Here is an 18295-nt window from a genome sequence, read left to right as displayed (position 1 = left end):
CCATGCTGGACGCCAACGAAATCGCCGCTGCCGCAAAGGCGCTGGATGAGGCGGAGAAAAGCCGCATCCAGACCGGCCTTCTCTCCCTCAAGCATCCCGAAATGACCATGGACGACGCCTATGCCGTGCAATCGGCCTGGGTGAAGCAGAAGATCGCCCGCGGCCGGCGAGTCATCGGCTGGAAGATCGGGCTGACGTCGAAGGCGATGCAATATGCACTCAACATCGACATTCCCGATTCCGGCGTGCTGTTCGACGACATGATGTTCGAGGATGGCGCGACGATCCCGGCGGATCGTTTCATCCAGCCGCGCATCGAGGCCGAGATCGCCTTCGTCATGAAGGCGCCGCTCGCCGGCCCGAATGTCAGCGTCTTCGACGTGCTCAACGCCACGGACTACATCACCCCGGCGCTTGAAATTCTCGATACGCGTATCCTGCGCGCCGACCCGGAAACGAAGAAGGCCCGCACCATCGTCGACACCATTTCCGACAATGCCGCCAATGCCGGCATCGTCATCGGCGGCCGCGCCATGCGGCCACAGGATGTCGACATGCGCTGGATGGGCGCCATCGTCTCGCGCAATGCGGAAGTGGAGGAAACCGGGCTCGGCGCCGGCGTGCTCAATCACCCCGCACGCGGGATCGCCTGGCTCGCCCGGAGGCTCGCCAGCTACGGCGACCGCATTGATGCCGGGCAGATCGTCCTTGCCGGCTCCTTCATCCGCCCCGTCGAGGCCCGTCACGGCGACACCATCGTCGCCGATTTCGGGCCGCAGGGAACCGTCAGCTGCTTTTTCGAATAGGTGCGTCCATGCCCGCTCCCCGCAACATGTTCAAGCAGGCGCTTGCCGAAGGACGGCCGCAGATCGGCCTCTGGCTGGCGCTTGCCAACCCCTATACGGCTGAAATCTGCGGCGGTGCCGGCTTCGACTGGCTGCTCATCGATGGCGAACATGCGCCCAACGACGTGCCGTTGATGATGGCGCAACTGCAGGCGCTTTCGGGTTCGCCGAGCCATCCGATCATCCGCCCTGTGATCGGCGAGCCCTGGCTGATCAAGCAGCTTCTCGATATCGGCGCCCAGACGCTGCTGGTTCCGATGGTCGAGACCGGCGAGCACGCCCGCGCGCTGGTGCGGGCTGTGCGATATCCGCCACACGGCATGCGCGGCGTCGGCGCCGCGCTTGCCCGGGCGTCCGCCTTTAACCGGGCGGAGGATTATCTGGCAACGGCCAACGCCGAAATCTGCCTGCTACTGCAGGTGGAAAGCCGCGCGGGATTGGCCGCCCTCGACGCGATTGCCTCGACCGAAGGGGTCGACGGCGTCTTTATCGGCCCCGCTGATCTGGCCGCAGACATGGGCTTTCTTGGCCGGCCGGGCGCCCCGGAGGTCCAGCAGGCGGTCGAGGCGGCACTCGCGCGGATCCAGTCGCACGGAAAGGCGGCCGGCATCCTCACCTCCGACACCACGCTTGCGAAACGTTACCTCGAACTTGGCGCGCTTTTCGTCGCGGTCGGCAATGATGTCAGCCTGCTTGTCGGTGCTACGAGCCGCCTGCGAGCGAGTTTTGACGATGTCCCCGTCTCACCCGCGGGCGCGAATGCGCCTGCGTCCGGATATTGACGGTCGATAGCAACGCGAGGTCAGTGCACCCTCGTTCGCAGATGATCGAGCGCGCGCGCCACGCCGGCTTCGAGGCTGACGCGTGGTGCTAGGCCATAGGAGGACTGCAGCGCCGTGTCGCCGCAGCGGAAGAACACGCCCTCCGGCTTGTCCGACCGACCGGATATTTTCGGCTCCCAGCCGATGCCCCGGCTGACGAGCCTGGCGAGTTCGATGAACGATGTGGGGATACCGGTCGAGATATTGAGAGATCCGCCGTTCTGAAGCCGCGTAAACGTCTTCCAGACGAAATCGATGCAATCCGAGATATGGATGAAATCGCGGCATTGCCGTCCGGAGCCCCAGACGAAGACCTCATCCGAACCGCGCTCCTCGATCAGCCGCTGGCAGATTGCCGGGAACGGGTAGCTCAGGTCCTGATCTTCGCCGTAGCCGCTGAACGGACGATAGGCGACCGCCCGCCCGCCGTAATTCTCGACATAGAGCTTCATCAGATATTCGCCGCTGAGTTTCGCCCAGCCATAGCTCAGATCCGGCACGCCGAGCGTATGTTCGAAGTCGATCATGTCTTCGCTGAGCTTGCGATACCCTTCGGGGCGCTGCAGGCCAACGGGGTAGGCGGCGCTCGAGCTGAAATAGACGACCGACCCCGGGCGCGTGCGTGCCGCCCAGCGCCACATGTCGGTGTCGACGGCAAGATCCTCGGCAACCAGCAGCGTCTGGGTCTCCAGCATGACGCGACCGCCCACCATGGCGGCGAGATGGAACACCATGTCGAACCGTTCGGCGGCGCGATCGAAGTAGCGGCGGCAATCCTCCTCGATGAGAACGAAGCCGCCCTTGGGCGGAGCATGCCATCGCGCGGGGCGCATCGCGCCCGTCCCGCGCGCAAGCTTGTCGACGCAGACGACATCGACGCCTTCCGATAGGAGCTTGGCGCAGAGATGGCGCCCCACGAATCCTGCTCCCCCCGTCACCAACGCACGCGCCATCCCCCTCCCCCTTTCAGATCCGCCCGGCCAGTTCAAACGCCGGGCGTTCCGGTTGCCCCCGTGCTTCCGTCATCACGTCACGAGTCGAAAATTTGACCCGCCCCGTGTAGATATCGACCATGCGCTGGCGCCATTCCTCTTTCGAGGGCGCCACCCTGCGGCCATAGGCAAGGGCACCCTCGCTCAATTGCCGGACCAACGCGTCATTCTCCATCGACAGCATCTTTTCGGCGAGTGAGCAGGCATTGCCGCTTTCAAACACAAGCCCCGCCTGGTTCTCCTCGATCTCCCTGGCAATCAATGCATTGCTGCTGGCGATCACCGGTATACCGGACATCAGCGCTTCGGCTGCGACAAGACCGTAGGGTTCCGGCATCCGCGAAGGCATGAAGAAGTAACGCGCCCTTGCCGCCACATATGCGACCTCTTCGTCATCAAGCCAGCCGGGGACGTAACAGTGGGGAAGCGCGCCCTGTATCTCCTCGAGCAGCGGCCCGCGCCCGATCAAAGCCGCCGTCCGGCCCGTCAGGTTCAGCGCGTCGGCCAGCGTGCGCACGCCCTTTTCGACCGACATGCGCCCCAGAAACAGCGCGCGCTCATTTCGCCAGGCCTCGACAGGAACCCGCGTCAGCGGCGTCGATGGCGTGCGTAATGTCAGGAAATTTCGAAGCGGACCTGCGCCGAGATATGGCTCCATGCCCTCATGGGCGAGAATGACGCCGACGCGGGCCCAGAATGCTTCACCGGCCGCCACCTGGGTCATCGCGCGGGCGAAACGCCACAGCTTGTGAAGATAGTTGCGCTTGTCGCAGGCGCTGGCGAGGCAGCCGGCAGACAGCGGTTTTTCGCGACAGATGTCGCCCCTGCCGAAATGCGCATAGGCGCCGTTCGGACAGGTCAGGAAGAAATCATGGGCGGTCACGACCACCTTGGCCTCGCTTCGGGCCAGCGCATGGAAAATCGAAGGGGAAAGGATTTGCGACCAGCCGTGCACATGGACGACCGTATCGCTGCCGGTTTTCAGGAGCCGGCGCAAGGCACGGTAGGCGCGGCCGTTGAAATGTCTGTCGAACAGGTTTGCGAAACGGACGCCGTCACGCAAGGGGCGCTCGCCCAGTGCCTCGACCCGCACACCGGGGAAGCGCGCGCGAATTCCCGCACCGTCATCACCGACCAGAACGGCGCATTCCAGCCCCGCCGCAACACCTGCCTCTATGCACTGGAGCGCGACCTTGGTCGCACCGCCCAGGGCCTCCGACACGTCGTTGACAACGATAAGCCGCATGGACACTCGCCTCTCGGAGACTAAACTGCGCGACCTGGAATAGCTCCATTTGGCCGCCGCTTGCGCCCGGTTGGCAAGATATCAATTTGCGGTAGACGCGGTGTGCCTGCGGCCGGATCGGCGCCGACAGACCGCCCTCATTTCACCAGGACGTAACCCGCATAAAGCATGATCAGCGCCGCCGCACCGCCGGCGGCGATCAGCCCCAAACGCTTTTCGATGAAGTGGCGGACGGCGTCGCCATGCCGGCGAAGGACCGCGGCCAGGATGAAGAAGCGGGCGCCGCGCGTGATCACTGCCGACGCTATGAACATGCCGAGGCTGACATTGGCCGCCCCCGACAGAATGGTGACCACCTTCATCGGCGGAACATGAGCAAGCCCCGAGGTTACCAGCAGCAGCAGGATTGCCTCGATATCGACCGATGCGCGCATGGATTCGAACGCGTCGAGCTTGCCATAGAATTGCAGGATCGGACGGGCAATGGCATCGAAGGCATAATGGCCGAGGAACCAGCCGGCGATACCGCCGAGCACGGAAAAGACGGTCGCGAGGAACGCATAGCGATAGGCTCTATGCGGTTTTGCCAGCACCATGGGCAGGAACAGGACGTCGGCCGGGACCACGAAGACGGAGCTTTCGACGAAGGCAACAAGTGCCAGCCACCAGGCAGCCGATTTCCGGCCAGCGAGGTCCATCGTCCAATTATACAAGCTGCGAAGCATGAGAATTCCGGTCGTTGATAGGGCGTCCGACGGGGCCGATGGCGGGAGCGACGCGTTCCCGAGAATGAATGCCAGGCCGCGCCGCGTTTCCCCTTCCATTATCAAAAAGGCATATGTTTGTCCGCACGTGCGGAACGCGGAAGCGAAGCTGGCACCGCGACCCTAGGCAATTTGCCGAGGAAGAATACTGATCGATCCTGGCGTGCTGCGGATCCATCCGCGAGGACCTTTCCCGGCGTTACCAGCGCCCATCATGTAACTTTTGACATGCCATGATATTGCAATCGGAAATCACGTAACTTATAAAGATGCGAAATCGAAACAGGAGGCGACATGTCCTTTGACGCAATCATCCTCGGCGGCAGCTATGCCGGCCTATCAGCCGGCCTGCAGCTCGCCCGCGCCCGCCGCAAGGTTCTGATCATCGACAACGGCTTGCGCCGGAACCGCTTCGCAGAAACGTCGCACGGCTTTCTCACCCAGGACGGCAACACGCCCTCGGCAATCGCGGCCGAAGGCCGCGCACAGTTGATGGAGTACCCGACCGTGCAATGGTTGCAGGACGAGGCGACAAGCGCCGAGCCCTTGAAGGATGGCTTCAAGATCGCGCTCCGGCACGGTGCCGACATCACCGGCCGACGGCTTGTTCTTGCGACCGGCGTCACGGATGTGCTGCCGGAACTGGAAGGCCTTGCCGAACGCTGGGGCAAAAGCGTCTTCCACTGCCCCTACTGCCATGGCTACGAACTCGAAGAGGGCGCGATCGGCGTGCTTGCGACATCCGCCCTTTCCATGCACCACGCGCTGATGCTGCCGGACTGGGGGCCGACCACGTTCTTTCTCAACGGTGCATTCGAGCCCGATGCGGATCAGTTGCAGCAACTGGCACGGCGCAATGTGACGGTGGAGCGAGGAACGATCGACAGGCTGGAAGGAGAGCGGGCAAATGTCGTCATGAAGGACGGGCGCGTGCTCCCGATGTCGGGCCTGTTCACCGCCACCAGGACAGAGGTGGCGGCACCCTTTGCCGAACAACTCGGTTGCGCCTTCGATGATGGTCCGCTCGGTCGCTCCATCCGGACCGACGCCATGAAGGCGACGACCGTTCACGGCGTCTTTGCCTGCGGCGACGCGGCAAGGTCTGCGGGGTCGGTGGCGCTGGCTGTCGGTGACGGCGCAATGGCCGGCGCGGCCACCCATCGGTCCCTGATGTTCGACTGAGGGTCCGCCACATCAGCACCCCCGCATCGCTGAGATGCACAATGCTGCATCGGTCTCCCCGGCCCGCACCATCCATGCTATCAGATGCAAAACAGGAAATGGTGCCATTGCGACAGGACGGACGCCTCTCACGATTGCTGCATGTGTTGCTGCACATGGAAAAGCATGCACAGCCGATGACATCCGAAAGGATCGCCCAGATGCTCGGGACGAACTCCGTCGTCGTCCGACGTACGATGGCCGGTCTGCGCGACGCCGGCTATGTCTCGTCCGAAAAAGGCCATGGCGGCGGCTGGACGTTGTCGCGGCCGCTTTCGGACATCACTCTCCTCGATGTCTACAGGACGATCGGGAGCCCCGGCTTTTTCGCCATGGGTGTCGCGACCGAAGAGCCGCAATGCCTGGTCGAACAGGCCGTCAATTCGGCGCTGGAGCGCACGCTCGATGAGGCGGAGACACTGCTGCTGAGGCGCCTCGGCGAAATCGCCATCTCGGATATCGCCGCTGATTTCGAAAGGCGCTACGGCGCGGCCAGGGGCAGCGGATCACGCCCCTGCGCCGACCACCCGGACAGATCGTCCTGATCGCGGCTCCTTGGGCGCCGCCTCCATGGGGGGCGGCCGTAAAGATTGTATTTAGTCTTTTCCGGTAAGTTTCCGTTAGCAATTTCAAATCAATGGGGTCACGGCGGCACTGTTCCTCGCCGCCGACATGTTTTGCGTACGGGTGCTCATGCGTTTCTCAGCTGTGCCAGCAATGTTCCTTGCCTGCCTGGTCTTGGCAGGCTGCACGTCCAGTTCGGCGCTCGATACGATCGTGCCGCAACAGCCCTCGCGCGAAACGACGAGCTCCGTCGTGCCGGCGTCGCCCGTGCCGTCGGCCAGCGTCGGCGTTGCCCAGGCGCAGACAGCGCCACCACAGGAAGTGCTTGCCTGGGCCGGAACCGTGCCGGAGCCGGAAGCGTTCCAGCCACAGACAAGAACCGTCGCAATGCCGATGCCGCTCGAACGGCCTGTTGCCGCGATCGTGCCCGCGACGCCTGCCGTCCTGACGACGCCTGGAACGCGCACGCAGATCTACGGACACCGTTTCCGCGACGCCAAGCCGATCAATTTCGGGCGGGCGTCCCCCCGCAAGATGGCCGTCCATGGCGTCGACGTTTCGCGCTGGCAGGGTGAGATCGACTGGCCCAAGCTGCGCACGCAAGGTGCCAACTTCGCCTTCATCAAGGCGACCGATGGCGGCGACCACCTGGATCCGATGTTCAAGACGAACTGGCGCAAGGCAAAGGAAGCCGGACTGAAGCGTGGCGCTTACCACTTCTTCTACTGGTGCCGCACGGCCGGCGAGCAGGCCGACTGGTTCATTCGCAATGTCCCGAGGGAAGCCGGCGCACTGCCACCGGTGATCGATGTCGAATACAATGGCGAGTCGAGCTGCAAACGGCGGCTGTCGCGCGCCCGCGTGCTGGAAAAGATGCAGGTCTTCATGGACAAGCTCGAGGCGCATTACGGCCAGCGCCCGATCATCTACACCGCCCCCGATTTCTATGCCGACAACCTTTCGGGCGAGCTGCTCGACTATCCGTTCTGGCTACGCTCGGTTGCAGCTCATCCCTCCAAGAGATACCCGGGCCGCAAGTGGGTCTTCTGGCAGTATTCGGGCTCCGGGCTGTCGCACGGCGTTGAAGGCAAGATCGACCTCAACGTGTTCCACGGCGACGAGAACGACTGGCAGAACTGGCTCGCCCGACGCGCGAGCTAGAATTGGCCGTGCAAGGCCGCCAGCGGCTTTGGGCTTTCGTACGCGCCGAGCGTGCGAAATCAAGTATATCCTGAGCGCGCGCGACGCGCTCCGACGGTCGCCGTCACATCGACCGCCTCGGCCCAATGGCGACCGGTCAACCGTCCCCACGGATCCGTGGCATGCGCAATGCGCTTGCTGCCCCCATGACCCCATGACCCGACCTGTGCCACGCGCAGTCGCGCATCGCCGCCGAGGCTATATTTCGATCAATGGTGATACCCGCCCACATCCGCCAAACCGTGCCCTGAAAAAGAAAAAGCCTGCCGCGGGAGGAGGTGCGGCAGGCTCTTAAAGGGATTGAATGGCAACTGGGAGGAGGAGTGTTGCCATTCCGGCAGGCGCTCATTGGGAGGAGGAGAAAGCGCCTGCATGCATCGAAGTTCTGCGGGAGGAGGTGCATCGCTTCGATGAGTTCAATATACAGAATGCCCACGGTTTTCGTAGAGCCGACTTCGCAGACCAGCCATGCGCTCAGCGCCGATCACCTGTTCTGCCGCGATCGCCAGCACCCGCCACGGGCGCCTGCCGATCGCGGAAATACTGAAGGTTGAGGGGCACCGCATAGCCGGCGCACGCCTATGGGCGCGCCCACTTTTATTTCTAAAAATTACGACTGTTCAATATGTTACGGTAATATTAGCGATCTCGATTGCAGCCGTCACGCCCATGTCACGGGAACGGTCCCAAAAACCATGCTATAGAATTCCGACATCGCGTGTCTCGGACATCCCCGGCTTTTGGCCGCGGATGCGGGAAGCATTGAGAGCCCATGCAAATCGGAAAGGAGCGGCGGACCATGCCCCGCTACATGTACCATATCCATGCGGCCGGTGTGACAAGCCGCGACCAGGCCGGCAAGCAACACCCCAATGAAGGCCGCGCTGTTGCCTACGGTCAACTGATCGCCGACGAACTCGCCGAGGAATACGAATATCGCGGCGCGATCGTCGATGTCCTCACCCCAGGCGGACGGCTGATCGCGCGCCTTGTTTCCAGTCGGGCGTTCCCGCCCTGGCTGCAGTCGACGCCGCCGGAGCAGCGGGCGTTGCACTGATCCACATCGTCGCCACAAGGTACCGATCGTCGCGCTTACCGGCGCGACGCGGCAATTTCGGGTGGCATCATGGCGTACGCCATGCGGTGGTCGCCAGCCATCGGCCCGCCCTCCCCACAGTCTCCACGTGCCGCAATCGACCCCGCCGTTGCCGAGCGAGAGGCTAACGCCGCCTTGAGCGTGAAAGCAGCACGTTGCGGATCGAAAAGCTGGAGTGAATGCGCAGGACCCCCGGCAACTTTGCCAGGATTTCCTTGTGGATCCGCTCGAAATCGCCGGCGTTTTCGACCTCCACCCGCAAGAGATAGTCGGAGCCGCCGGTCATCAGGTAGCACTCCTGGATTTCCGGGTGTTTGCGCACGGCCGCCTCGAAGCGGTTGAGGTGTTCCTCGGTCTGGCGCTCCAGCGTGATGTTGATGATCACCGCAATCGCATTGTCGCCATCGGCGTTTCCGACCAACGCCGTGTAACCGCGAATGACGCCGCCCTGTTCCAGGAGATTGATGCGTCTCAGGCAGGCCGACGGCGACAGCCCCACCTCGGCTGCGAGCTTGGCATTGCTCATCCGGGCGTTGAGCCGCAGCAGTCGGATGATGTTGCGATCTATGGCATCCAAACCGGACATGTGGATTCTTTCATTTCTTCGCAGATAATTCTTAAGATCAGCACGCTTGAGAATAATCAAGCGCGAGTTCGCATGATCTTGCTCGATTATTTCACTATGTTCTGAGCCAATTCCAGTGGGGGCTGGCATTGCGGGAGGGGCTGGCAACAGCACGTCTCCGGCCACTGCCTTGCCTTGCTGGACGACCGATCAGTGTTCCCCAGAGGATGCAATGAAGATTACCATTTTGGGCGCCGGCGTGATCGGCGTGACCTCCGCATATTATCTGGCCAAGGCGGGCCATGAGGTGACCGTCCTCGATCGTCAGTCCGGCCCGGCGCTGGAGACGAGCTTTGCCAATGCCGGCGAGATATCCCCCGGCTATGCCTCGCCCTGGGCTGCCCCCGGCATCCCGCAAAAGGCCATGAAATGGCTGTTCATGAAGCACGCGCCTCTGATCATCCGCCCGATGATGGACGCCGCGACCTGGCGCTGGATGACGGCCATGCTGCGCAACTGCACCTCCGCGCGCTATGCCGTCAACAAGGGCCGGATGGTTCGCCTGGCGGAATACAGCCGCGATTGCCTGATTGCACTGCGCGACGAGACGGGCATCGCCTACGATCACCGCACGCAAGGCACGCTGCAGCTGTTTCGGACCGCCAAGCAGCTCGACGGCATTGGCAAGGATATCGAAGTGTTGCGGGCCGACGGCGTGCCCTTCGAAGTTCTCGACCCGGCCGGTTGCGTGGCAGCTGAACCCGGCCTCCGGCCTGTCCGCGACAAGATCGTCGGCGGCCTCCGGCTGCCGAACGACGAGACCGGCGATTGCTTCAAGTTCACCAACGAACTGCAGAGGCACGCCGAAGCACTCGGCGTGACGTTCCGTTTCGGTGTCGATATCCGCGGACTGCGGCAGGACGGAAATCGCATCGTCGCCGTCGAAACGGCCGAGGGCGAGGTCCGATCCGATGTCTTCGTCGCCGCACTCGGCAGCTATACGCCGGCGCTTCTGAAGCCGCTTGGCCTTCGCCTGCCCGTTTACCCCGTGAAGGGTTATTCGATCACCGTGCCGATCGTCGACGAGGCGCGCGCGCCGGTCTCGACGATCATGGATGAGACCTACAAGATCGCGATAACGCGCCTGGGCGACCGCATTCGTGTTGGCGGCATGGCCGAGATTGCCGGCTTCAGCAGCGACCTGCCCGCGAACCGCCGCGCCACGCTCGAGCATTCGGTCGAAGACCTTTTCGGCGGCGCCGGAAACCAGAAGGAAGCGACGTTCTGGTCCGGACTGCGGCCGATGACGCCGGATGGAACGCCTGTCATCGGCGCGACGCGCTTTGCCAACCTGTTTCTCAACTCCGGTCACGGCACGCTTGGATGGACCATGGCCTGCGGCTCCGGCCGCGTGCTGAGCGACCTCATCAGCAACACCAAACCCGAGATCGAAACGACGGATCTGGCGATCAGCCGCTACCACTGACGGCGATTGGCGACACAGGTTGGCCGCGGGGGCAAGCACCGCGGCATGACCTGGCGCGGCCCGGCTGTCCCCAGCATGGCAGGGTTGAGCCAGACTGGCGAAGACAAACCCCATCGCTGAGCCGGCCGCCTGCAGAAGATGGCGGCCAGGGTTCCCGAGCCGTCCATGCCACCGCCGATCCCGATGGCGTCCCTGGTCAGTGGGACTTCGCCCTCGTCGGCTCGGCTCGTTTCCGCCCGCCATCCAGGTTCAGGTTCAGCTGCACGCCATGGCTCAGCTTGGGCAAGTGGGCGCTCAGATCGATACGCCCAAAAATCTGCTTGCGGCGCTCGCTGTCGCGCTCCCGCTTCAGGCGGGAATCCGCGACGGCGGCGAGGGCACGATTGATGATTTCAGTGCGGGTCATCGTTCATCTCCACATCTGTTCTCTTTTTGTTCTGCTTTTAGAACAATGTCAAGTGCGCAGGCTTTGGCGGAAAATGGACCGGGGACGCTGCGACCCGCATGACAGCACTTGCGCCAAGCCTCGGCGCTTGCGCCAACACATCGCGGCGGGGCCTCGAGCATGCGCGGATGAGGGTCTAGAAGGTGAGCTTCACCGAACTGGCACTGCGCGCGGCCGGGCCGTGAAACACCGCCTCGATGTTGTTGCCGTCCGGATCGAGCAGGAACGCGGCATAGTAGCCGGGGTGATAGGGTCGATCGCCGGGCTTGCCATTGTCGGTGCCGCCATTTTCTAGCCCGGCCTGGTAGAAGCCGTCGACCATGGCGCGATCCCCGGCCTGGAAGGCGAGATGGTGCCGACCCGTCAGCTCTCCCTGAGCGGCTGCGCTGGTGCTGCTCGAGATAAAGAGTTCGTCGGCCCAGAAGTAATCCTTGCCCTCGCCGCCGAGCGGCACGGAAAGCGCGCGGAACACGGCTTCATAGAAGCGCCGGCTGGCGTCCAGATCTTTGACGACGAGCTGAATATGGTCGATCAGGCGGCCACGGTGCAGTTCCATCCTTAAATCCTCCGGCTGCAATCGAAAGAAAATGCGATCAGCGAAGTACCGTCAATGACCCCTCGGGCCATCGCGGCTCCCGCCTTGATGACACAATGCCGGATCGCCAACAAAGTTTCCGCCGGGGCTTGAAATCGCCGCAATCAGTCGCCAAATAGGGTTCAAAGAATTGATCGTCGAGCATGAACAGTCTCACTGAGGCAGCATGCTCCGGTCAGAGTTCGCGCTAAACCGCTGACCACGGATGTACTGGCAGGGCAGAGCAGCGAACGGGAAAAGGTCGGCATTGCCGGCCTTTTTTGTTTTTGCAATTCGCTCACGTGAGTGAATTGCCAACTGATCGGTTGCGTCCAACTGCTATTTTCTGGCAGAAGACCCGGGAACGCGACCGCCATCAGTTCTAGGATGGGGTCGGGCGGGCGATTGACGTCTACCTCGCTGCCACGAGACCACGTGGCCGTTCACGACGCTTCGCACCGTAGGCTTGACGGAAGCTGCGGCCTTTTCCTTTTACCCCCTGACAAAACAGATTGCCGCCTCGGCGCCACGCGTCCCGAACTTGCCATCGCATTCGAAAGCCCGCGCGGAACTTAAGCCGCCCGTCTTCGTTGCTACCTTGCCAAGACAAGCGAGGTGCACACATGGCCAATGATATTCAGCGATCCGTCGAGGACCAGATCTCCGAATTGCGCGCGCAGGTCGCGGAGCTGACAAAATCGCTCTCGGCGCGCGCCGGCGAAGCCGCCGACAGCGCCGCCGAATTCGCCGATGACGCCCGCGGGCGCATGCGCTCGGCGGCGCGGGTCGTCCGGGCGCAGGGACAGAGCGTGGTTGATGCGGCAAAGGATAATCCCGGAACCGCCACGACGGTCGTCAGCACGGCCGGATTGATCGGCTTTGCGCTCGGCGTTCTCGTCGGCGTATCCTGCCAGAGCGGCACGCGCTGGCGCTGACGGCAGAAATCGAGGTGGCTGACCATTTGCAGCAGCCACCTCGATGCGCACGCTATTGTACCGGCATGTTCACCAGCAACGTGCCGACGACCCCAAGGCCGATCAGGATGAAATGGGTGATCTGCGTCGTCTCCTGACGGATGTAATAGGCAAACCAGGCACCGCCGACGAGCATGACGACGCTGAGGGCGATGAACGCCGCAAGAGCGAGATTTGCCCAAAGGATCGCCGCCGCGCCATTTGAAGCGCCAGCGAAGCCCGCGGAAAACAGGATCGCGGCGCCCACCATAAGCACCATTGTCATCACTTCCATCGCCAGGACGACGCTGAACACGGCGCGATGCCAGAACGCGCTTTTGACGCGGCGCGACAGCAGCGGCGTGCGGATGGGCGGCTCCTGATCGAACAATTGCATGCCCATGAGCAGACCGATCGCATAGACGCCGTTGCGAAAGGCGATGATGTTGTTGGCAACGATAACGGCGAGCCAGAGCGCAATGCCCGAGAACAGAACGGCCTTGATCAGGAGAAGAGAGGTCAATTGGGTCATGTCGATATCACCATGGGTTGAGGTCCGCCCGTTCGAGCGCGATACCCTGATGACGATCCAGTGCCGCCGCCTGTGACGCCGGCATTCCGCTTTTTTTGATCTGCGCCCTATTTTTCGCGGGGACTATCCACAGCCCCGACAATTAGCTGGGGATCACTGCGCCCGCAGCAACGCTCCGTTCCCCCATCCGTCGACGCGCCATATTGAGGCCACGAAGGCGACGGCACCATTCGTGCCGGCGGACCCGTGGTCTGTTGCCTTGCGCGGGGATTGAACGAGGGCCTGCGCAAGGCATTGGTCAGCGCGCCTGTCGCCGGTTGCGATCGCTGGCTACCGGCGACGCTGGGTGAGCGCCATGCCGGCAAGAATGAGAGCCACGCCGAGAACACTGGCCAGAAGCCCTGCTGACACACCTTGCATCAGATCGAGCGCTACACCCGATACCATCTGGCCGCCGATGACGAGCAGGGCAGTGTTGACGGCACCGATACGCGCAATGAGCCAGCTGCCGGCGGCCACGAAGATCACGCCGATCGAGCCGCCGATATAGGCGTGCCAGGGCGCTTGCGCGGCGCCTGCGGGAATGAGCCCACCGATCGACAGGCCGAGAATGCTCAGCGCGACGAAGCCGACGACATGGTTCCAGAAAGAAGCGATCAGCGGCGAGGTCGACAGGCTGAGCCGGCCATTGACCTGTCGGCTGACGCCAACCAGCACACCGGCAAGGCAGGCAAAGAGGATCGGTACGGTCATGCCTCGCCCCTGCCGAAAAGAATGATGAGCGCGCTGCCGGCCAGGATCAGCGTCATGGCCGCGAGATCGCGCCGATCAGGGCGGCGCATCGGCAGGCCGAACAGCCCCCAGCGGTCCGCCACGATGCTGAAGATCACCTGGCCCGCCAGCCCCAGGGCAAGCGTTCCTGACAATGCCAATGGCGAATTGACCGTAAACGAGGTCAGCATGACGGTGACGGCGCCGGAGATTCCTCCGAGATAGGACCAGAGCGGGGCCCGCGGCTTCGCTCCCTCGCTTCGACTGCGCCAGGGGTAGAGGATGGCAAGCAGAACGAGGGCTGCGACCGTACCCGTCCCATGTGCCGCCCAGGACGAAAACAGCGCATTGCCATAGCGCCCCAGCTCCCCGTTGAAATGAACCATCAGGGTCAACAGCCCGCCCGTACCGAAGGCTGCCATGAGGTGCAGCGGGTTCAGGCGATGTGCGGAGGGCGTGGTCATGGCGGATGCTCGCAATTAGAATCATGTCAGACCGTGATCATCACTCCAAGATCGAGTCTCCTCCAGAGACTTCGACCGCAGACTGACAGCTTTCGCGCGCGCTGATCCGGAAATTCGCAATCGAGCCGGCCGAAACTGACGCGGCTTCGACCGCATCGGCTGCCTCGACGACACGGGAGCCCGCTTGAGCATTTTTGCAGGCCATCACACTGAATGCTCGTTCGGCACCGAAAGGTCCCAAACGACATCGAACTCGGTGGCCAGAGCATCGACGAAATCGCCGGAGTATGCCGTCGATCGGAAAGAGGGCGTTCTGCTCATTTCTCCATAGGCATAGAAGGAAACATGCGCTTCCGCAGCGGTGGTGCCGCGATCGCTAACCCACATGTTGTGCAGCAACGGTTTGCCCGACAGAAGCTTTGTTTGAAGCAGACCGGTGAGAGCGCCAGACTGCCTCAATCGTGCGATACGACCGTTGACGTTTTCCAGCTCGATCGCCTTCTCGTTTCTTTCCCCGAGAATGCTCTCGAGTGCTTCGTAGTATTGCCGATTGGCTTCCAGCGGACTGAACATGACCACCCTGAGCTTGAGCCCACGCCTTACCGCCACCTCGACCTCGGTCCAGTTGTCTTTCAGGACGCGCGCCGAAAACGCCAGCAAATCGAGGGTCGCGGAGCGACGCAGGACGTCATGGAAAGGCGGCAACTTGTTGCGGTCGGTGAACACGCGCACCCGCTCATTCGCCTCGGTCGTATAGAGGTTTGTCCGCAAGCCTTTGAACTCCAGCACGTAGCGCGCGAAGATTGCGTCCGACAATTGCTTTGCCAGCACCTTGATGGTCGAAGCCCCGTCGTACTTCACGTAAAGGACGCTGCGCACGTAGTCTGTCAGCGTATCTGCCTGCGTTTCAAGGGCGCTCGCGTCGAGGACGGCGGGAATGATGAATTTGCGGTGCTGGCGTTGTTCGAGCTCAAGGGCTATGGCGAACTCGTCCCTGACCCATTTCGATTGCAACGAGTTGCGACTGACGAATATCAGGTAGAGATCCGATTCATGCTTGATCTGGTGCCTGATCCGCTCCGTAACCTGTTCGCCTACTTCCAGCCTGTTCCTGTCGAGCCAGAACGCAAGTTTGGGCGGCATGGCGGCAAGAACTTTGTCGATCGTCTCCAGGTCGGCGTGCGAATAGGAGACGAAAACGGTCATTGCTGCTCAACCGGTGGCGGGTTTGACGCGGCGGGCGGCGCGACGCGATCCGGCATGAAGATGAAGATCAGGATCGTTACGATCGTCACGGCTCCGTAGAACCCCACGACAGACAGGCTGAAGAAGGCCTTGAGCGTCGACTGGCGCCGCGCGGGCGCGATGGCAAAATCGGGCAATGCCTCGAGCTTTTCGTTGCGCACCTTGTCGTATTGGGAGCGGAAGCCTCGCTCGAGGGCCAGGTAATAGGCGTCGAGAATGGCAAATCCCACCACGACCGGCACGGTGTAGATGACAATCTGGTCCTTTGAGAGAGCGGCAGCAAGGCCCACGATCGCGCCGATCAAGCTGAGGCAGTGCCCTTTCAATCTCGCGCTGTTGTCGCTCATCCGGGAAAGCGCGCTCTGGATCAGCTCGAGATGCTTCATGCGCATTTCGGGTATACGGTCGCCGAATTTTTCCATCGCCTCGCCCCCATTGCCATCAATTCAAACGCATCCACGTTAGCAACGCAAGATCAAGGCAGGTGCGGTGCCGTTGACGTTGCGGCACTCAGTCCGCCGGAGAGCCCAGGAGATCTGGCTTGGCTGGCCGAGATCGGCCGTACAACGGCAATTTCACCTTGCATTGTCAGGCCCAGGCGACTAGTTCAGGCAATAACATGAGTATTATACTCCTGTTTAAATCAAGGAGACTTCGGCATTCTGGGGAACCCGCGCCTCGCATGCGACACCGCCCTTCCATGCTCACCGAGCGCGGAGGCGAAGGGCTGCATGCCTCTTCGCTGGGGGGCCTCCGACCGGACAACAGCCGTTATCCAGACGCAGGAATAGCCGACGTTTCCGTGAGCGACGATACCAACAGAGATCCTGACGCCCTTTCGCCGTTGTTACGCAGCCACTATGCCGAGCTGCGCAACTATGCGCGTGCGAAAGCGGGCGACGCAGCAGCTGCGGAGGACCTCGTCCAGGAAGCCTATCTTCGTCTCGTCAACTCCGATGTGTCGGCGCTGCGCAATCCGCGTGCTTTCCTCTATCGGGTCTTGAACAATCTATCGATCGACCATCTTCGCCGGCAACGACGCATGAAGCTTCGCTTCAGGCCGCTCGAGAACGATGACGTTGCCGACGAACGCGAGGACATCGAGCGCGGCGTGATCGCGCGGCAGCGGTTGAAAATCCTTGAGGAGGCCATTGCTGACTTGCCGCCAAGATGTCGCGAATGTTTTATCCTGCGGCGGTTCGACAATCTCTCACACGCCGAGATCGCCGAACGCATGGGCATCACCAAAAGCGCGGTCGAGAAGCATCTGGCAACAGCCACCGCCCATTGCGCAAGGAGGCTGCGTGCGAAGGATTGACCGGAAGTCCCATCCGTCGGCGCTGGGGTGGCAGGCGTTGGCCTGTGACCTCCCGCCGTCTTTAGAATTTTGGCCAAGGGCCGAGGGAAAACCATGAGCGCTGAAAGGCAGGAAGACGCCTTGGACCAGGCCGCCGAATGGTTCTTTCGGCAGGGCGACTGTCCGCTTGCGCCCGCCGACCAGCGGCGTTTCGACGCTTGGCTTTCGGCATCACCCGAAAACCGGGCGGCCTATGACGAGGTCTCGCGGACATGGGACGAGCTCTCCCGGATCGCGGCTCCACCGCGCGCCCGACCGGCAGGGCCGGTCAAAGCGCGGCGCTCGTTTGCGGGCGCGATCGCCAGCGCGGGGATAATGGCCGCCTTGCTGCTGGTCGCCGCCTGGGGCTTCGATCTCCCGATCCGTCTTCAGGCGGACGCCTACACCGCGACAAGCGAGATCCGCAGCCTGACCCTTTCGGATGGCAGCACGGTCGAGCTCAATTCGTCCTCGGCCATCGCCGTCGACTATACGGATGCGGCGCGCAGCATCCGATTGCTGAAGGGCGAGGCCGTCTTCAGTGTCGCACCGGACGCGGCCCGTCCGTTTACCGTCGCCAGCGGCAGCGGCGACGCCACGGCACTTGGAACGGTCTACGGCGTGCGCGAGGGTGCGGACGCATCGACCGTCACGGTGCTCGAAAGCCGGGTGAGTGTCCGCTCGACGCACGACGCCTTCTCCCCGGTAACCGTGTCTGCCGGCGAACAGGTCCGTTACGACGCCGCGGGCATCGGCACCATTGCGCATGTCGACGCCGCGGCCGCGACCGCGTGGCGACGCGGCAAACTGATCTTCACCGAGCGCCCGCTTGGCGACGTCGTCGCGGAACTCAATCGCTATCATCACGGTTTCATCCGCATCGTCGGCGACGATCTGCGCAACCGGCATGTCAACGGCGTCTTCGAACTCGGCGATATCGCCGCGGTCGTCGATACGCTTGAGACCTCGCTCGGCATCCGCTCGACCCGCCTCGGCAGCTCCGTGATCGTATTGCATCGATAAACTTGACTTTTATTGTCCGGTTTTTCTTCCCTCGAGCGTCTTCCCCTTCGAGAGCAAACCGAAACGCCCTGGGGCGTGACGGTTGCTCATGGGAATTTCGCATGCGAGGGCATAATGACGACCGGCACGAGATCTAGACTCCACCCCCTGGC

The 18295-nt window shown here is 62.6% G+C and carries 21 protein-coding genes; 10 read left to right on the top strand and 11 right to left on the bottom strand.

The annotated features are described in order from the left end of the window. Positions 1–2: 2 nt before the first annotated feature. Complete coding sequence (gene hpaH, locus RTP54_RS29400) at positions 3–806, top strand: 2-oxo-hept-4-ene-1,7-dioate hydratase (protein WP_112808136.1); 804 nt, start codon at positions 3–5, stop codon at positions 804–806. A gap of 8 nt (positions 807–814) precedes the next feature. After that, positions 815–1627 (top strand): 4-hydroxy-2-oxoheptanedioate aldolase, encoded by an 813-nt coding sequence (hpaI, locus tag RTP54_RS29395; protein WP_312367511.1) that lies wholly within the window; start codon positions 815–817, stop codon positions 1625–1627. 20 nt (positions 1628–1647) lie between these two features. Here hpaI and RTP54_RS29390 read toward each other — a convergent pair whose 3' ends face one another. From RTP54_RS29390 to RTP54_RS29380, 3 genes are all read right to left on the bottom strand, one after another. After that, on the bottom strand, positions 1648–2619 hold the full coding sequence (locus tag RTP54_RS29390; protein ID WP_312367509.1) for an NAD-dependent epimerase/dehydratase family protein: 972 nt from the start codon (positions 2617–2619) through the stop codon (positions 1648–1650). A 13-nt stretch (positions 2620–2632) separates the two neighbouring features. Next, the gene (locus RTP54_RS29385) at positions 2633–3904 is read right to left on the bottom strand and encodes a glycosyltransferase (protein ID WP_312367508.1); all 1272 of its coding nucleotides are present in this window, start codon (positions 3902–3904) and stop codon (positions 2633–2635) included. Between the two features lie 137 nt (positions 3905–4041). Then, a complete protein-coding gene (locus tag RTP54_RS29380; RefSeq protein WP_312367506.1) occupies positions 4042–4629 on the bottom strand; it encodes a YqaA family protein in 588 nt (195 codons plus the stop codon). 333 nt (positions 4630–4962) lie between these two features. Between RTP54_RS29380 and RTP54_RS29375 the strand changes: the two genes are divergently transcribed. From RTP54_RS29375 to RTP54_RS29360, 4 genes are all read left to right on the top strand, one after another. Further along, a complete protein-coding gene (locus RTP54_RS29375) occupies positions 4963–5850 on the top strand; it encodes an NAD(P)/FAD-dependent oxidoreductase (RefSeq protein ID WP_312367503.1) in 888 nt (295 codons plus the stop codon). Between the two features lie 107 nt (positions 5851–5957). After that, the gene (locus RTP54_RS29370; RefSeq protein ID WP_112808147.1) at positions 5958–6434 is read left to right on the top strand and encodes an Rrf2 family transcriptional regulator; all 477 of its coding nucleotides are present in this window, start codon (positions 5958–5960) and stop codon (positions 6432–6434) included. Positions 6435–6582: 148 nt separating this feature from the next. Next, a complete protein-coding gene (locus tag RTP54_RS29365) occupies positions 6583–7614 on the top strand; it encodes a GH25 family lysozyme (RefSeq protein ID WP_312367499.1) in 1032 nt (343 codons plus the stop codon). A gap of 838 nt (positions 7615–8452) precedes the next feature. Beyond that, positions 8453–8710 (top strand): hypothetical protein, encoded by a 258-nt coding sequence (locus RTP54_RS29360; RefSeq protein ID WP_162703393.1) that lies wholly within the window; start codon positions 8453–8455, stop codon positions 8708–8710. Between the two features lie 163 nt (positions 8711–8873). On the opposite strand, the gene RTP54_RS29355 is transcribed toward RTP54_RS29360, so the two are convergent. Then, complete coding sequence (locus RTP54_RS29355; protein WP_312367497.1) at positions 8874–9335, bottom strand: Lrp/AsnC family transcriptional regulator; 462 nt, start codon at positions 9333–9335, stop codon at positions 8874–8876. 211 nt (positions 9336–9546) lie between these two features. Here RTP54_RS29355 and RTP54_RS29350 point away from each other — a divergent pair, with 211 nt between their 5' ends. Beyond that, a complete protein-coding gene (locus tag RTP54_RS29350) occupies positions 9547–10800 on the top strand; it encodes a D-amino acid dehydrogenase (protein ID WP_312367495.1) in 1254 nt (417 codons plus the stop codon). 196 nt (positions 10801–10996) lie between these two features. On the opposite strand, the gene RTP54_RS29345 is transcribed toward RTP54_RS29350, so the two are convergent. Then, the gene (locus tag RTP54_RS29345; protein WP_312367493.1) at positions 10997–11206 is read right to left on the bottom strand and encodes a hypothetical protein; all 210 of its coding nucleotides are present in this window, start codon (positions 11204–11206) and stop codon (positions 10997–10999) included. Positions 11207–11381: 175 nt separating this feature from the next. After that, complete coding sequence (locus tag RTP54_RS29340) at positions 11382–11801, bottom strand: VOC family protein (RefSeq protein WP_312367491.1); 420 nt, start codon at positions 11799–11801, stop codon at positions 11382–11384. Positions 11802–12442: 641 nt separating this feature from the next. On the opposite strand from RTP54_RS29340, the gene RTP54_RS29335 reads away from it, so the two are divergent. Further along, positions 12443–12754, top strand: a complete 312-nt coding sequence (locus tag RTP54_RS29335; RefSeq protein WP_312367489.1) for a hypothetical protein — start codon at positions 12443–12445, stop codon at positions 12752–12754. 52 nt (positions 12755–12806) lie between these two features. Here the strand turns inward: RTP54_RS29335 and RTP54_RS29330 are convergent, their stop codons facing one another. The 5 genes from RTP54_RS29330 to RTP54_RS29310 form a co-directional block, all read right to left on the bottom strand. Then, positions 12807–13304 carry a DUF2165 family protein gene (locus RTP54_RS29330; RefSeq protein WP_312367487.1) on the bottom strand — a complete coding sequence of 166 codons (498 nt, stop codon included), beginning with the start codon at positions 13302–13304 and terminating at the stop codon, positions 12807–12809. 330 nt (positions 13305–13634) lie between these two features. Beyond that, positions 13635–14057 carry a DMT family transporter gene (locus RTP54_RS29325; RefSeq protein ID WP_112808165.1) on the bottom strand — a complete coding sequence of 141 codons (423 nt, stop codon included), beginning with the start codon at positions 14055–14057 and terminating at the stop codon, positions 13635–13637. Next, positions 14054–14539, bottom strand: a complete 486-nt coding sequence (locus tag RTP54_RS29320; RefSeq protein WP_112808167.1) for a DMT family transporter — start codon at positions 14537–14539, stop codon at positions 14054–14056. Before RTP54_RS29320 ends, RTP54_RS29325 begins: the two co-directional genes overlap by 4 nt. Before the next feature lie 204 nt (positions 14540–14743). Continuing rightward, positions 14744–15745, bottom strand: coding sequence for a toll/interleukin-1 receptor domain-containing protein (locus RTP54_RS29315; protein WP_312367486.1), 1002 nt, complete (start codon positions 15743–15745; stop codon positions 14744–14746). After that, positions 15742–16206 carry a hypothetical protein gene (locus tag RTP54_RS29310; RefSeq protein WP_312367485.1) on the bottom strand — a complete coding sequence of 155 codons (465 nt, stop codon included), beginning with the start codon at positions 16204–16206 and terminating at the stop codon, positions 15742–15744. The genes RTP54_RS29315 and RTP54_RS29310 overlap by 4 nt, the downstream gene beginning before the upstream one ends. Positions 16207–16325: 119 nt before the next feature. On the opposite strand from RTP54_RS29310, the gene RTP54_RS29305 reads away from it, so the two are divergent. Both RTP54_RS29305 and RTP54_RS29300 read left to right on the top strand, forming a co-directional pair. Further along, on the top strand, positions 16326–17102 hold the full coding sequence (locus tag RTP54_RS29305) for an RNA polymerase sigma factor (protein ID WP_312367483.1): 777 nt from the start codon (positions 16326–16328) through the stop codon (positions 17100–17102). A gap of 93 nt (positions 17103–17195) precedes the next feature. Further along, positions 17196–18143 carry a FecR family protein gene (locus tag RTP54_RS29300; protein WP_312367481.1) on the top strand — a complete coding sequence of 316 codons (948 nt, stop codon included), beginning with the start codon at positions 17196–17198 and terminating at the stop codon, positions 18141–18143. The last annotated feature ends 152 nt before the right edge of the window (positions 18144–18295 follow it).

Source organism: Ensifer sp. (assembly GCF_031989085.1).
Classification (GTDB): Bacteria; Pseudomonadota; Alphaproteobacteria; order Rhizobiales; family Rhizobiaceae; genus Ensifer.
This window is presented reverse-complemented; position numbering and strand designations above follow the sequence as displayed.

Coding starts and splice junctions, on each gene's coding strand:
- hpaH (WP_112808136.1), top strand. CDS start 3: ATGCTGGACGCCAACGAAATCGCCGCTGCCGCAAAGGCGCTGGATGAG.
- hpaI (WP_312367511.1), top strand. CDS start 815: ATGCCCGCTCCCCGCAACATGTTCAAGCAGGCGCTTGCCGAAGGACGG.
- RTP54_RS29390 (WP_312367509.1), bottom strand. CDS start 2,619: ATGGCGCGTGCGTTGGTGACGGGGGGAGCAGGATTCGTGGGGCGCCAT.
- RTP54_RS29385 (WP_312367508.1), bottom strand. CDS start 3,904: ATGCGGCTTATCGTTGTCAACGACGTGTCGGAGGCCCTGGGCGGTGCG.
- RTP54_RS29380 (WP_312367506.1), bottom strand. CDS start 4,629: ATGCTTCGCAGCTTGTATAATTGGACGATGGACCTCGCTGGCCGGAAA.
- RTP54_RS29375 (WP_312367503.1), top strand. CDS start 4,963: ATGTCCTTTGACGCAATCATCCTCGGCGGCAGCTATGCCGGCCTATCA.
- RTP54_RS29365 (WP_312367499.1), top strand. CDS start 6,583: ATGCGTTTCTCAGCTGTGCCAGCAATGTTCCTTGCCTGCCTGGTCTTG.
- RTP54_RS29360 (WP_162703393.1), top strand. CDS start 8,453: ATGCCCCGCTACATGTACCATATCCATGCGGCCGGTGTGACAAGCCGC.
- RTP54_RS29355 (WP_312367497.1), bottom strand. CDS start 9,335: ATGTCCGGTTTGGATGCCATAGATCGCAACATCATCCGACTGCTGCGG.
- RTP54_RS29350 (WP_312367495.1), top strand. CDS start 9,547: ATGAAGATTACCATTTTGGGCGCCGGCGTGATCGGCGTGACCTCCGCA.
- RTP54_RS29345 (WP_312367493.1), bottom strand. CDS start 11,206: ATGACCCGCACTGAAATCATCAATCGTGCCCTCGCCGCCGTCGCGGAT.
- RTP54_RS29340 (WP_312367491.1), bottom strand. CDS start 11,801: ATGGAACTGCACCGTGGCCGCCTGATCGACCATATTCAGCTCGTCGTC.
- RTP54_RS29335 (WP_312367489.1), top strand. CDS start 12,443: ATGGCCAATGATATTCAGCGATCCGTCGAGGACCAGATCTCCGAATTG.
- RTP54_RS29330 (WP_312367487.1), bottom strand. CDS start 13,304: ATGACCCAATTGACCTCTCTTCTCCTGATCAAGGCCGTTCTGTTCTCG.
- RTP54_RS29325 (WP_112808165.1), bottom strand. CDS start 14,057: ATGACCGTACCGATCCTCTTTGCCTGCCTTGCCGGTGTGCTGGTTGGC.
- RTP54_RS29320 (WP_112808167.1), bottom strand. CDS start 14,539: ATGACCACGCCCTCCGCACATCGCCTGAACCCGCTGCACCTCATGGCA.
- RTP54_RS29315 (WP_312367486.1), bottom strand. CDS start 15,745: ATGACCGTTTTCGTCTCCTATTCGCACGCCGACCTGGAGACGATCGAC.
- RTP54_RS29310 (WP_312367485.1), bottom strand. CDS start 16,206: ATGGAAAAATTCGGCGACCGTATACCCGAAATGCGCATGAAGCATCTC.
- RTP54_RS29300 (WP_312367481.1), top strand. CDS start 17,196: ATGAGCGCTGAAAGGCAGGAAGACGCCTTGGACCAGGCCGCCGAATGG.